The following is a 13,908-nucleotide window of genomic DNA, read 5'->3' as shown; positions in this document are numbered from 1 at the left end:
CGCGTGCGAGGTCAAGAAGGGTGGTACCGCGGGGCCGTACGGCTTCGTCCCTTCACGCTCGCCCTACCGGCCGATGAAGCGTGGAGGTCACGCCCGAAATGTCTTCCCCATCTTTCCGCTCTCTTCCCGCGCAGGTCGACCTGCCCGCGCTCGAGCGCGAGGTCTTGGACCGCTGGCGGGACGGGAAGATCTTCGAGCGTTCCGTGGAGCAGAACTCCGGAAACCCGTCCTGGGTCTTCTACGAGGGTCCGCCCACCGCGAACGGCCTGCCCGGCGTGCACCACGTCGAGGCCCGGGTGTTCAAGGACCTGTTCCCGCGCTACAAGTCCATGCGCGGATTCAGCGTCCCGCGTAAGGCCGGATGGGACTGCCACGGCCTGCCCGTCGAGGTCGGCGTGGAGCGCGAGCTGGGCCTGACCGGCAAGAAGGACATCGAGGAATACGGCATCGCCGAGTTCAACGCCAAGTGCCGCGAGTCGGTGCTGCGCCACGTCGACGCCTTCGAGCAGCTGACCGAGCGCATGGGCTACTGGATCGACCTGTCCCAGGCGTACCGGACGATGGACCCGTCCTACATCGAGTCGGTGTGGTGGTCGCTGAAGGTCGTGTGGGACAAGGGGCTGCTGTTCCGCGACTTCCGCATCACGCCGTACTGCCCGCGCTGCGGCACGGGGCTGTCCGACCACGAGCTGGGCCAGCCCGGCGGCTACGAGACCGTCTCCAGCCCGTCGGTCTACGTCCGCATGCCGGTGACCTCCGGGCCACTGGCGGAGCTGGGCGCCGCGCTGCTGGTGTGGACGACCACGCCGTGGACTCTCGTGTCCAACACGGCCGTCGCCGTGCACCCCGACGTCACGTACGTCGCGGCCCGCACCGCCGACGGCGAGGTCCTGGTGGTCGCCGAGCCGCTGCTGGCGGTCCTGGGCGAGGGCGCGACCGAGGTGGCCCGCTACACCGGGCGCGAGCTGGAGCACGCCTCGTACTCCCGCCCGTTCGACCTGGTCGACATCCCCGGCGCGCACTACGTCGTGCTCGGCGACTACGTCACCATCGAGGACGGCACCGGCCTGGTCCACCAGGCCCCGGCCTTCGGCGCCGACGACATGGCCGTGACCAAGCGGTACGACATGCCCGTCGTCAACCCGATCGGCCCCGACGGCCGCTTCCTCGACGACGTGCCCATGGTCGGCGGCCGGTTCTTCAAGGACGCCGACGAGGAGCTGACCGAGGACCTGCGCGCCCGCGGGCTGCTGTTCCGCGGCGGCCACTTCGAGCACAGCTACCCCCACTGCTGGCGCTGCCACACCCCGCTGCTCTACTACGCGCTCCCGTCGTGGTACATCCGCACCACCGCGGTCAAGGACAAGATGCTGGCGGAGAACGCCGGCACCAACTGGTACCCCGAGACGATCAAGTGGGGCCGGTTCGGCGAGTGGCTGCGCAACAACGTCGACTGGTCGCTGTCGCGCTCGCGCTACTGGGGCACGCCGCTGCCGCTGTGGGTGTGCTCGGCGGACGAGTCCCACGTGACCTGCGTCGGCTCGCTGGAGGAGCTGGGCCGGCTCGCGGGCCGGGACATCTCGGCGCTCGACCCGCACCGCCCGTACGTGGACGACGTGGCCTTCGACTGCCCGTCGTGCGGCGCCCTCGCGCACCGCGTGCCGGACGTCATCGACGCCTGGTACGACTCCGGCTCCATGCCGTTCGCCCAGTGGGGCGAGCGGGGCAAGCCGGAGGGCGTCTACCCGGCGCAGTTCATCTGCGAGGCCACCGACCAGACGCGCGGCTGGTTCTACTCGCTGATGGCCGTCGGCACGCTGGTCTTCGGCCAGTCCTCCTACGAGAACGTCCTGTGCCTCGGCCTCATCCTGGCCGAGGACGGCCGCAAGATGAGCAAGCACCTGGGCAACATCCTCGAGCCGATCCCGCTGATGGACCAGCACGGGGCCGACGCGCTGCGGTGGTTCATGGCCTGCTCGGGCTCGCCCTGGGCGTCCCGCCGGGTGGGGCACAACACCCTTGAGGAGATCGTCCGCAAGGTCCTGCTGACGCTCTGGAACACCTCGTCGTTCTTCACCCTCTACGCCAACGCCGAGTCCTGGTCGCCCTCCATGCTCGCCGAGGCCACGCCGGCCGCCGAGCGCCCGCTGCTCGACCGCTGGGTGCTGGCCGAGCTGCACAGGACGGTGGCCGAGGTCACGGCGTCGCTGGACGAGTACGACACCCAGCGGGCCGGGCGCCGCCTGGCGGACTTCCTCGACGACCTGTCCAACTGGTACGTGCGCCGCTCGCGCCGCCGGTTCTGGCAGGGGTCGCCGGAGGCGTTCGCGACGCTCTACGAGTGCCTGGAGACGGTGACGCGGCTGATGGCCCCCGTCACGCCGTTCATCACCGACTACCTCTGGGACGTCCTGCGCTCCTCCGAGGCGCCCTCCTCGGTGCACCTGGCCCCCTGGCCGGAGGTGCGCGAGGACCTGCTGAACCCGGTGCTGTCCGACCAGATGGCCCTGGTGCGCCGCCTGGTGGAGCTCGGCCGCTCGGCCCGCGCCTCGTCGGGCGTCAAGACCCGCCAGCCGCTCCGCCGCGCCCTGGTGGGGGCGCACGGCTGGCCGGCGCTGCCCGGGGAGCTCCGGGGGCTGGTGGCGGACGAGCTGAACGTCCACACCCTGGAAGACATGTCCGGATTTAGCGCCGATCTCGTGACTTATTCGGTCAAGCCCAACTTCCGGGCCCTGGGCAAGCGCTTCGGCTCCCAGACCAAGCTCGTGGCCGCCGCGGTGGCCGCTGCCGATGCCACCCGCGTGGCCCGCGCCCTCCGGTCGGGATCCACGGTCATGGTGGAGGCGGACGAGCTGGGCGAGATCATGCTCGGCCCGGACGACGTGATCGTCAACGAGCAGCCCCGCTCGGGCTGGGCGGTGGAGACGGGCGCCATCGGCACCGGCACGGGCGAGACGGTGGCCCTGGACCTGGAGCTCACGGACGAGCTGCGCCGGGCCGGTCTCCTGCGCGAGGTCATCCGCCTGGTCCAGGACGCCCGCAAGTCGACCGGCCTGTCGATCACGGACCGCATCGACCTGTGGTGGGCCACGTCCTCCCCCGAGCTCGCCGCGGCTCTGCGCACCGAGGGGCACGTGGTGGCGGAGGAGGTCCTGGCGACGACGGTCACGGAGGGCACGGGGCCGGACCTCCCGTCCCACACGGACGAGGACCTGTCCCTGACCTTCCAGCTGCGCCGCGCCTGACGACGTTCCCACGGTGGGGCGCGCCACTCAAGGCCCGCCCCACCACCCTCCCCCGAACCACGACTCCACCACGCCCTTCGACCTCCACCACAACAGACCCGAGGACCACCGGCGCCCAACACGGTGAAGCCACCCCGCTAACGGCCGACGCCACAGAGGCCCGCCGTCCAGTGCTTGACGTGGCGGGCGGGGTCCGCTGTCCATCTGGTGGAGCGTGCCGCCCCGTGGAGTGGGCCGCCTATAGGGGGGCCGTACCCCGCGACGCCGGGTGCGGTGTGGCGCATCGCCCGAGGCCGGATCGGCAACTGACGTAGACGTGCAGGTGCATGGGCCGCGGGCCGGACCGGCAATCGCCTCAGGCACGTAGGCGGCATTGCCCGGGGCGGACGGCGCTCAGGCCGGCGACGAGCGGGCCGGTCCCATGGGCCGGGCGGGTGGCGCCGGCCGGGCGTTGTGGCAGCTGTCAAGGCGTCCCGCAGTGCCCTTGCCCGGGTCAGGCCGGGAGGTGGTGGGCGCTCAGCTCACCGTCTCGCGATCGTGCTGGCACACCGAGCAGCTCGTCAGCCCGGCCGCCTCGGCCGCGGCGAGCGTCATCGTCTCCACGCCCGAATCCCCCGCGCCCCTGATCAACGGGCAGGCGGTGCTGTGGTAGCGGCGGGTGCCGATGATCACCTTCACCGTGCCGGTGCGCTCGCCCTTGCCCTCAGCGCCACCGCCCGACGAACCGGACCCCGTGGAGCCGGCCTTGGGAGTGCCGGAAGCCTCAGGCTTGGTGGTCTTGGACGCCGCGCCCGCGTCTCCCTTGGGAGCACCAGGTTTGGCGGAAGTGGCCTCGCCCGTGGAGCCCGTGGAGCCCGTGGAGCCCGTGCCGGAGGATCCCGGCGTCGAACCCCCGCTGGGCGTGCCGGGCTTCGTCCCCGAGCCGGCAGGCCCGCCGGAGGTCCCGGGCTTCGGGCTCGCACCGCCGGAAGCGCCCGGCTTGGCCGGGCCGGCCGTGGCGGACGGCCGCTCGGAGGCCGCCGTGGCGGACGGGCGTTCGGGGCCAGGCTTTCCCGTCGTCGAAGGCTTGGCGGCCGGACCCGTGCCCGAGGGGCGTGCGGCGCTCGCGCCGGGGCCAGGGGGCAGCGGACCCTTGGGCTTGGCCTCCGACTCGGCGGAGGACGCGGGCCGCTCCGGCACCGTCGCGCTCCCCCCCGCCGTGGCAGGCGTCTTGGCGGCCCCAGAAGGACGCTGTGACGGCCCGGAAGCCCCACCCGAGGCTCCTGGGCGGGCCGGCGCCGCCGACGAGGGCACGCGCGGCTGCGGCGCCGTGGCGGGCCCCGAGGAGTCGTCCTCGTCGGTCACGCCCGAAGACGACCCGGCGGCGGGCTGCCCAGGCCGGGCACCGGCCGATCCCGGCTTCCCACCCGACGGCGGGCCACCGGCCTGCCCCGGCTTGGCCCCGGGCTGACCGGGCTTCGTCTCGGACGGCCGGGACGCGCCACCGGACTGACCGGGCTTCGGCTCCGACGGCCGGGACGCACCACTCGGCTGGCCGGGCTTCGTCTCGGACGAGGACGCGCCGCCGGACTGGCCGGGCTTGGCGCCGGGCTGGCCGGGCTTCGGCTCCGATGTCTGGGACGTGCCGGCGGGCCGGGCGGGCTTGGTGCCGGGCTGCTCGGGCGTGCCCGTGCGCTGCGAAGGCTTGCCCGCGGGCGCTCCTGCCTTGCCCGGGGCGCCCGTGGCGGACCCTGCGGAAGGCGCGGCGGGCTTGGCGGGCCCGGAGGCGCCGGGCCTGGGTCCGGAGGCACCGGGCGTGCTGGGTCCGGAGGCACTCGGCCCGGAGGTGCTGGGCCTGCGCGCGGAAGGCGGCGGCCGGAAATATGAGGTCTCCGCGTCCGCCTGATCGTCATCCGAATCGGCGGAGGAGGTGGCGGCGGAGGTGGAAGGGCTGCCGAACCACGCGGTGGCGCCTTCCTCGCGGGAGGCGGCCGACTCCGGGGCGGGGGTGGAAGCCTTCGCGGCAGGCTTCGGCGGGACGACCGGCGGACGTACGTCGCGGGTCTGCGCGGAGTCTTCGGCCCGGCTCACCGCCGTGACGGCGGCACCGGGGGCGACGACGGGCTCGGGGTCGGCGGCAGGCGGCAGCTGCCGTCCGCCGAGCGCGGCGTCAGGCAGGCACGTCGTGCAGGGCGTGAAGCCCTCCTCGCGTGCCTCCTCGTACGTGAGCTCCTCGCTGTCCCGGCCGCCCAGCTGCCGGCACCCGGGCGCGTGGTAGCGCTTGCGTCCCGGGACCACCAGCACGATCGCATCCGGCGAGATGCCGCTCGCCGCGGGGCGGCGGGGTGCGGCGGCCGGTGCGGTCGCCGGTCGCTGCGGCGTCTGCGGATGCGGATGGGGCCGCGGCGGGGGCTGGTGACCCATGGGGCCGGTCTGGTTGTACGGCGTGCCGGGCCCCGGCGGCATGAGCCCTTTCGGTGGGGTGGCCGGCGCAGCGGCCTGCCCACCACCGGGAAAAAGCTCGTTTCGCCGCAGGAACGCCCCGATCACGAGGAACAGCGCGGACAGCACGCTGACCACGATGGACCACATGATCAGGAACGGCTTGGCCAGTACGAAGCCCGCGATCAGCAACACGACTGCCGCGAGCACCAAACCAGCGCTGATAAGGATCACAGGGGGCTCTTTCGAGTGACAGGTCCTAGTGACCCGCTACTTTACCGGCGGTCGTTGTGAGGACCGTCACCGCCGGGGAAGACGCCCTGCGGAGCCTCGCCGCCGAACGGGCTGGGACCACCGGGAAGAGGCGGCTGGCCCTGCGACACGGCGTGCGACATGGCGGGAGCCTGACCGGCCGACGGACCACCGGACATCACCGGGAACCCACCGCTGCCCTCGGCGGAGACGTTGAGCTCGGCGAGCTGGTTCTCCAGGTAGAGCTTGAGCCTGCTGCGGTATTCGCGCTCGAAGCTGCGCAGCTCCTCGACCTTGCGCTCGAGCTCGTCGCGGGTCTGCACCAGCGAGCCCATCGCCTGGCGGTGGCGCTCCTGCGCGTCGCGCTCGAGCGTCTCGGCGCGGGCGCGGGCGTCGCCGATGACCTGCTCGGCCTGGCGGCGCGCCTTGGTGAGGATCTCGTCGGCCTCGCGCCGGGCGCGGGTGACCGTCTCGTCCGCCTCCCGGCGGGCGTCGGAGATCGCCTGGTCGGCGGTCTGCTGGGCGAGCGCGAGCACGCGGGCCGCGGTGTCCATGTTGTCCTCGGCGGGAGGCATGTTCATGGCGACGGGGACCGGCTGCTGCATAGGCGGCGGCTCGGGGGCGCGCATGGGCTCCGGCTGGGGCGGCGGAGCCATCATCTCGGGCTTGGGCTGCTCCTGGACCGGGGCGGAGGCCATGGGCATGTTCATGCCGCCCGGCACCTTCCCACGCAGGCACTCGGCCAGCTTGGCGCGGAGCTCCTCGTTCTCTTGGATCAGACGGTCGAGCTCAGCCTCCACCTCGTCGAGGAAGGCGTCGACCTCTTCCTCGTCGTAGCCCGGCCGCAGCCGGGTGGTACTGAACTGCTTGTTCCGCACATCAGCGGGCGTCAGCGGCATTTTTTGGTCTCCTTGGCGCGCTTTGGAGTCTGTCCGGAGGGACGGTAACCCGAATCACTTCAGCGCGGACACGAGTTGGATCACGACCTGCGCCACACCGCCCCCGTCATCGCAGCATCCCCACGATCTGGATCAGCAGCAGCACGGCGATGAACAGGACAGTGAAGCTTAGGTCAAAGGCCACCGTACCCAACCGGAGCGGGGGAATGAAACGGCGGAGGAACTTGAGGGGTGGGTCAGTTGCGGTGTAAGTGGCCTCGGCCAGCACCAGGATGATGCCGGACGGGCGCCACTGACGAGCGAAAGACTGAACCATCTCGAAGATCATTCTGCCGATGAGCAGCACCAGATAGAGGGACAGAACGATGACCAAGATCTGACTGACGATCCCCACGGCCCGGCCGCGCCTCCACTTCTGATGCGCCCACCCGGTCTCGGCGAGACCCGGTCGGGTGCGATAGACATACAGAGACTCTAACTCTGGTTGAAGAACCCGCGTTCCGCGATTCGGGCCTTGTCCTCGGCGGTCACCTCGACATTGGCAGGGGACAACAGGAACACCTTGTTGGTAACACGTTCAATGCTGCCATGTAGGCCAAAGACCAGACCTGCCGCGAAATCGACAAGACGCTTGGCGTCGCTGTCGACCATCTCCGTCAGGTTCATGATGACCGGGGTGCCGTCACGGAAGTGCTCTCCGATGGTACGCGCCTCGTTGTACGTCCGGGGGTGAAGCGTCGTGATGCGGGCCAGATCGGTCGTGCGGCGCTCCAGGATCGTCGTGGCGGGCCTGGGCGCGGGCACCCCCGCCTCGGGCTCCTCGTCGCGTTCCTGGACCGCTACGGGCCGCTCGTCACCGGTCCGCTGCATCTCGTCATCGTAGGTGTAGTCGTCCGGGTAGGTTTCGTACCTCTCGTAGCGGTCGTCCTCCACGAGACCGAGGTAGACCGCCATCTTGCGCATCGCGCCGGCCATCGCTACGTCGTCCTCCTGCTCATGGTCGCACTCGCTCGAGCCCGTCGCCGGATCCCGAGGCGGTAGCCGTACCCCCCTGGAGCTCACCGCTGATCGACCTCTACTTGGTCATGGGCCTGGAGACCCACTTGAGGGGACATTACCTGACGAAGGGCTTGCGACGACCGAGCAACGCCGTACCGACCCGCACGTGTGTCGCGCCGTACGCGATGGCCTCGGCGAGGTCCTCGCTCATGCCGGACGAGATCATCGTGGCGCGCGGGTGCTGCTCCTCCAGGCGCGTGGCCACCTCGCGCAGCCTGGCGAACGCCTTGGCGGGCTCCTCCCCCAGCGGCGCCACGGCCATCACGCCCCCCAGCCACAGCCCCTCGGCCAGCGCCACCTCATCGGCCAGCTCCAGCACGTCCGCGGCGCGGGCGCCGCCCCTGTCGGGGTCGTCGTCGAGCGCGACCTGGATGAGACAGCCGACCCTGCGGCCCTGGCGCACGGCCTCCTTGCTGATCGCCTCCACCAGCCGGAGCCGGTCGACGGAGTGGATCACGTCGGCGTACGAGACGACGGAGCGGACCTTGTTCGTCTGGAGCTGCCCGACGAAATGCCACGTCAGCGGCAGGTCGGCGAGCTCGTGCGCCTTGGGCGCGGCCTCCTGGTCCCGGTTCTCGCCGACGTCGCGCACGCCCAGCTCGGCCAGGATCCGCACGTCCTCGGCCGGGCGGGTCTTGGTGACGGCGATCAGCGTGACCTCGCCGCGGTCGCGCCCCACCGCGCGGCAGGCCGCCGCGACGCGCGTGTCGACCTCGGCGAGCCCGGCCGCGATCTCGTCCCTTCTCACGTCCCTCTCCCTTTCACTACACGCCACGCCCGTGCGGTACGCCCAGCGCGCACGACGGCGCCGCTCCCGGACCCCTGCCGGGGAGCGGCGTCAGGCTACCCGGGCTATTTGAGGAAATCGGGGACGTCGAGTTCCTCTTCCTGCTCCTCGAAGATCACCCGAGGACGTTTGGCGGGCTCCGACATGCGGGAGGTGATGGGCGTGGGCGGGTTGGCGGGCTCGGGCGTGGGCCGCGGGATGGAGACGGGGCCGGACGGCTCGTCGGCCAGCGCCTCGTCGTCGGCGAGCCCGGGGGCCTGTGCCGACTCCATCGGGCGCACCGGCTCGGGGCGCGGCGGCTCGGGACGGAGCTCCGGGCGCGGTTCGGGCCGGGGATCGGCCCTGAACTCCGGGCGGGGCGGCTCGGCCCTGAACTCGGCCCGCGGCTCCGGACGGGGCTCAGGACGGAATTCGGGACGCGGCTCGGGGCGGAAGTCGCCACGCGGCTCCGGACGCACCTCAGCACGCGGCTCAGGGCGCAGCGCGGGCTGCTCCGACTTCACGCTCGGGGACGCCATGCTCGGCCGCGCAGGCGACGACACGGGCGGCGCGGGCGGGGTGGCGGGACGGCTCGCCGGGCGGGGCAGCGGCTTCTCCACCGGCGGCGGCACGTCGTCGAAACCGGCCGCGATCACCGTCACGCGGACCTCGTCGCCGAGCGCGTCGTCGATGACCGTACCGAAGATGATGTTGGCGTCGGGCGCGGCCGCCATGGACACGAGCTGCGCGGCCTCGTTGATCTCGAACAGACCGAGGTCGGAGCCGCCCGCGATCGACAGCAGCACGCCGTGGGCGCCGTCGATGCTGGCCTCCAGCAGCGGGCTGGAGACCGCCATCTCCGCCGCCGCCACCGAACGGTCGTCGCCGCGGGCGTGGCCGATGCCCATGAGGGCCGAACCGGCGCCCGACATGACCGACTTGACGTCGGCGAAGTCGAGGTTGATCAGACCGGGGGTGGTGATCAGGTCGGTGATGCCCTGGACACCCGACAGCAGCACCTGGTCCGCCGCCTTGAACGCGTCGAGCACGCTCACCTGCCGGTCGGAGATCGACAGCAGCCGGTCGTTGGGGATCACGATCAGCGTGTCGACCTCGTCGCGCAGCGTCTCGATGCCGGCCTCGGCCTGCATGGCCCTGCGCCGTCCCTCGAAGCTGAACGGCCTGGTCACGACACCGATGGTGAGCGCGCCGAGCGACCGGGCGATGTTGGCCACGACGGGCGCGCCGCCCGTGCCGGTGCCACCACCCTCGCCGGCCGTGACGAAGACCATGTCGGCCCCCTTGAGGACCTCCTCGATCTCCTCGCGGTGGTCCTCGGCCGCCTTGCGCCCCACGTCGGGGTTGGCGCCCGCGCCCAGTCCGCGCGTGAGCTCACGGCCCACGTCGAGTTTCACATCGGCGTCACTCATCAGCAGCGCCTGGGCGTCGGTGTTTATGGCGATGAACTCGACGCCCTTGAGTCCCTCCTCGATCATCCGGTTGACGGCGTTTACTCCGCCGCCGCCGATGCCGACGACCTTGATGACCGCGAGGTAGTTCTGCGGTGCTGCCACGACGAGGGGCCTTTCCGCTCGTTGACTTGCCATTTCGGTGCGGATTGTCTCCGCTTTTTGTCACTTCGGGTAACTCTCAACCTCAGGTTGAGATTTAGATTTATGTCAACCTGAGGATTGATACGGACAGTAGGAGTCCCCTACCTGGCGGGTCAACTAACCGCGCCGCAAGCACGTCCGGCGTGTCGCGGGCTGTCCGTTTCGCTCCGAAGTCGTGCCTGGTCGGGGGCTCCTCTTCCCGACGTACGACTTAAGGCTCTCACGCCGCGACCCCCACCTCGCACAAGCTGGGCGATGCCGTTGCCGCGCACTTGCCCAGTCTTGATCACTTCAGCGTCACCACGTCGGGCGAGCTGACGTCGTACACCGTGGCCTTTTCACGTTTGAGCAGCGATGTGAGGATGCGGGCCTTCTCTTTGGGGCGGTCGGCGCCACCCCAGATGACGGTGCGCCCGTCGGACAGCAGCAGGGTCACGCCCTCGGCCGTGCCCGCGCGCACTTCCCGCACCTTGGGCGCCAGTACGTCCGGGACCGCCTGGATGACCTGCAGCGCCGCCGTCATGGCCGGGTCGCCGACGGCGGGGTTGTCGACCTTGAGCACCGGCAGCATGGGCGGCGCCGCGGACTTGACCTCGATCACCACGCCCTGCTTGTCGACGATCGCCACCTTGCCGCCCGCGGGGATCGCGGCGACGGGCTCGCGCTCGACCACTTCGATCTTGAGCGTGCCCGGCCAGATCCGGTCCACCTTCGCCTTGGCGAGCTGTCTGATGCCCAGGACGCGGCTCTCGACGTCGGCGAGGTTCACGGTGGCGAGCGGATGGAGGTCCGGCACACCGGCCTGCTGCTTGATACGCTCGCTCGGCACTGTGAGATTTCCCACGATCTCGATCGAACGCACGCCCAGCACGGGTGAGAAGAACACCAGCCAGGCGGCCGTGCCCACCACTCCCGCCGTGAGCAGCACCAGGAACGCGGTCCTCGCCTTCATCGCCCTCCCCAGGTCGGCCGCCTCATGTCGGCCACGGATGCCGGCCACAGGCGCCGGCCGCGAGCGTCGGCACAGAACCTACGCCGACTGGCGCCCCGGCACCGCGCGCCACGCCCAAACGCCGCCACTCCGGCGTTCCGCACTTCCCAGACGCGCGCTCCCCCGATGTCACGGGTCACGGTCCTCCGGGAGAGGCCGGAGAGGCCGGAGCGGCCGGGACGCTCAGGAGAGGCGGGCCACGATCTGGGGGCCGAGCTCCGTGACGTCGCCCGCGCCCATGGTGAGCACGATGTCGCCGGGCCGCGCCCGTTCGGCCACCATCGCGGGCACCAGTGCCCGGTCGGGCGCGTACGCGACCCGCTCCGGAGGCAGCGGCACCTTGCCCGCCACCATCGCGCCCGAGACGCCCGGCTCGGGATCCTCGCGCGCCCCGTAGACGTCGAGCACGATGGCCTCGTCGGCCAGCCCGAGCGCCGCCCCGAACTCGTCGGCGAAGAACCGCGTGCGCGAGTAGAGGTGCGGCTGGAAGATCGCGATGACCCGGCCGTCGCCGGAGTAGGAGGCGACCACGTCGCGAGCGGCCTTCAGGTCGGCGGTGAGCTCGGTCGGGTGGTGCGCGTAGCTGTCGAAGACCGCGATGCCACCGGCCTCGCCCTTGGCCTCGAAGCGCCGCTTGGCCCCCGTGAAGGCCCCCAGCCCCTCTCTGATCTCCTCGAAGGGCAGCCCCAGCTCGTCGGCCACGGCGATCACCGCGGTGGCGTTGAGGGCGTTGTGCGCCCCGGGGACGGCCAGGCGGACCTCGCCCCTGCCCTCGATGCCGAACACGGTGCCGAACCCGTCGGGCCTGACCCCGCTCACGCGGTAGTCCTCGCCCTCGGCCCCGTAGGTCTTGACCCGCAGCCCCCGCTCGCGCGCCCGGTGCGCCAGCTCGGCCGCGCCGGGGTCGTCGGCGCACACGATCAGCAGCGAGCCCACCCGCTCGGCGAAGCGGGCGAAGCCGGCGTACACGGCGTCCGGGTCGCCGTAGTTGTCGAGGTGGTCGGCCTCGACGTTGGTCACCACGGCGATGTCGGGCGCGAGCATGAGGAAGGAGCCGTCGCTCTCGTCGGCCTCGGCCACGAACACCTGGCCCTGCCCCTCGTCGGCGCCGAGCCCGGTGGTGACGAGCTGCCCGCCCACGCAGTAGGACGGGTCGGCGCCGCACTTCTGCAGCGCCACGGTCAGCATCGAGGTGGTGGTGGTCTTGCCGTGGGTGCCCGCGATGGCCACGGCGGTGCGCCCGGCCATCACCGAGGCCAGCGCGGCGGCCCGCGGGATGATCCGCAGCCCCTGCTTGAGCGCCTCGCCCAGCTCGGGGTTGGAGTCGCGGATGGCGGTCGAGACGACCACGGTGTCGACGTCCTTGATGTGCGAGGCGGCGTGGCCGATGTGGACCGTGGCGCCCAGCTCGCGCAGCTCGGTGATCAGCTCGGAGCTGCGCGCGTCGCTGCCCGACACCCGCACCCCGCGCTTGAGGAGGATGCGGGCGATGCCCGACATGCCTGCGCCGCCGATGCCGATGAAGTGCACCCGCCCCAGCTCCTCTACGGCGACGGGATCGACCAGCTTGACGAGACTCATCGGGCTATCTCCAACACTTTCCGGGCAAGCATGATATCGGCGTCCTTCCGGCCAAGTCTGGAGGCGGCCTCCGACATGGCGGCGACCCGCTCGGGGTCACGGAGGATGGGCAGCACGTTGTGGATGATCCATTCGGGTGACAGTTGGGCGTCGTCGACCATCAGGCCGCCGCCGCCCCGGGCGATGCGCCCGGCGTTGATGGCCTGTTCGCCGTTGCCGTGCGGCAGCGGCACGTACGCGGCGGGCAGCCCCACTGCGGTCAGCTCCGCGCACGACAGCGCGCCGGCGCGGCACAGCGCGAAGTCGGCGGCCGCGTAGGCGACGTCCATGCGGTCGACGTAGGGCAGCAGCACGTACTGCGGGTCGCCCGGCGGGGGCTCGTGGTCGACGGTGTTGTTCGGGCCGAGCACGTGGAGCACCTGCACGCCCGCCCTGCGCAGCATGGGCGCGGCGGCGAGCGCGGCCTGGTTGAGCGACCTGGCGCCCTGCGAGCCGCCGAAGACCAGCAGCGTCGGCCGGTCGTTCTCCAGCCCGAACCAGGAGCGCGCCTTGTCGCCCGCCGACAGCCGGTCGAGCGTGACGATCTCCCGGCGCAGCGGGGTGCCGATGTATTCGGCCTTGGGCATCACGGCGTCGGGGAAGCCGGTGAAGACGTGCTCGGTGAGCCGGGCGCCCAGCCGGTTGGCCAGCCCTGGCCGGGGATTGGCCTCGTGCACGACGATCGGCACGCCGCGCCGCTTGGCCGCCAGGTAGGCGGGGGTCGCGACGTAGCCGCCGAAGCCCACGAGGACGTCGGCCCGGACCCGGTCGAGTATGCCGGCCGCGGCGTTGATCGCTCCGGCCAGCCTGCCGGGCACGGTGAGCAGGCTCGGAGTGATCGCCCTTGGCAGCGGCACGGCCGGCACCAACTCCAGCTCGTAGCCCCTGGCGGGCACCAGCCGCGTCTCCAAACCGCGCTCGGTGCCCATGCAGGTGATGCCGACGCTCCGGTCAAGATGGCGCAGCGCGTCCGCAAGGGCGAGCGCGGGCTCGATGTGCCCGGCCGTCCCGCCACCGGCGAGGACCACCCTCATCTCGGTCA

Annotated in this window: 10 protein-coding genes; 1 reads left to right on the top strand and 9 read right to left on the bottom strand. The window is 71.7% G+C overall.

Features of this window, described 5'->3' with window-relative positions; genetic code table 11:
• Window positions 1-98 precede the first annotated feature (98 nt).
• Entirely contained in the window at window positions 99-3,245 is a 3,147-nt protein-coding gene (gene ileS, locus ACIBQ1_RS01060) for an isoleucine--tRNA ligase (protein ID WP_397273887.1), read from the top strand.
• A gap of 516 nt (window positions 3,246-3,761) precedes the next feature.
• Here ileS and ACIBQ1_RS01055 read toward each other — a convergent pair.
• The 9 genes from ACIBQ1_RS01055 to murG form a co-directional block, all read right to left on the bottom strand.
• Window positions 3,762-5,900 carry a hypothetical protein gene (locus ACIBQ1_RS01055; RefSeq protein ID WP_397273886.1) on the bottom strand — a complete coding sequence of 713 codons (2,139 nt, stop codon included), beginning with the start codon at window positions 5,898-5,900 and terminating at the stop codon, window positions 3,762-3,764.
• A gap of 41 nt (window positions 5,901-5,941) precedes the next feature.
• On the bottom strand, window positions 5,942-6,817 hold the full coding sequence (locus ACIBQ1_RS01050; RefSeq protein WP_397273885.1) for a DivIVA domain-containing protein: 876 nt from the start codon (window positions 6,815-6,817) through the stop codon (window positions 5,942-5,944).
• A 106-nt stretch (window positions 6,818-6,923) separates the two neighbouring features.
• On the bottom strand, window positions 6,924-7,211 hold the full coding sequence (locus tag ACIBQ1_RS01045) for a YggT family protein (RefSeq protein ID WP_397273884.1): 288 nt from the start codon (window positions 7,209-7,211) through the stop codon (window positions 6,924-6,926).
• Window positions 7,212-7,291: 80 nt separating this feature from the next.
• Window positions 7,292-7,792, bottom strand: a complete 501-nt coding sequence (locus ACIBQ1_RS01040) for a cell division protein SepF (protein WP_397273883.1) — start codon at window positions 7,790-7,792, stop codon at window positions 7,292-7,294.
• A gap of 139 nt (window positions 7,793-7,931) precedes the next feature.
• On the bottom strand, window positions 7,932-8,624 hold the full coding sequence (locus ACIBQ1_RS01035; protein WP_397273882.1) for a YggS family pyridoxal phosphate-dependent enzyme: 693 nt from the start codon (window positions 8,622-8,624) through the stop codon (window positions 7,932-7,934).
• A 104-nt stretch (window positions 8,625-8,728) separates the two neighbouring features.
• Window positions 8,729-10,216, bottom strand: coding sequence for a cell division protein FtsZ (gene ftsZ, locus ACIBQ1_RS01030; protein WP_397273881.1), 1,488 nt, complete (start codon window positions 10,214-10,216; stop codon window positions 8,729-8,731).
• A 325-nt stretch (window positions 10,217-10,541) separates the two neighbouring features.
• Complete coding sequence (locus tag ACIBQ1_RS01025) at window positions 10,542-11,207, bottom strand: cell division protein FtsQ/DivIB (RefSeq protein ID WP_397273880.1); 666 nt, start codon at window positions 11,205-11,207, stop codon at window positions 10,542-10,544.
• A gap of 222 nt (window positions 11,208-11,429) precedes the next feature.
• The gene (gene murC / locus ACIBQ1_RS01020) at window positions 11,430-12,827 is read right to left on the bottom strand and encodes a UDP-N-acetylmuramate--L-alanine ligase (RefSeq protein WP_397273879.1); all 1,398 of its coding nucleotides are present in this window, start codon (window positions 12,825-12,827) and stop codon (window positions 11,430-11,432) included.
• Window positions 12,824-13,900: an undecaprenyldiphospho-muramoylpentapeptide beta-N-acetylglucosaminyltransferase gene (gene murG / locus ACIBQ1_RS01015; RefSeq protein WP_397273878.1), complete on the bottom strand. Its 1,077-nt coding sequence runs from the start codon at window positions 13,898-13,900 to the stop codon at window positions 12,824-12,826. Before murG ends, murC begins: the two co-directional genes overlap by 4 nt.
• Between the last annotated feature and the right edge of the window lie 8 nt (window positions 13,901-13,908).

Origin of the sequence: Nonomuraea sp. NPDC050153 (assembly GCF_044460125.1) — a bacterium.
GTDB lineage: Bacteria > Actinomycetota > Actinomycetes > Streptosporangiales > Streptosporangiaceae > Nonomuraea.
The sequence above is the reverse complement of the archived record's forward strand: the minus strand, read 5'-3'. Positions and strand labels throughout refer to the sequence as shown.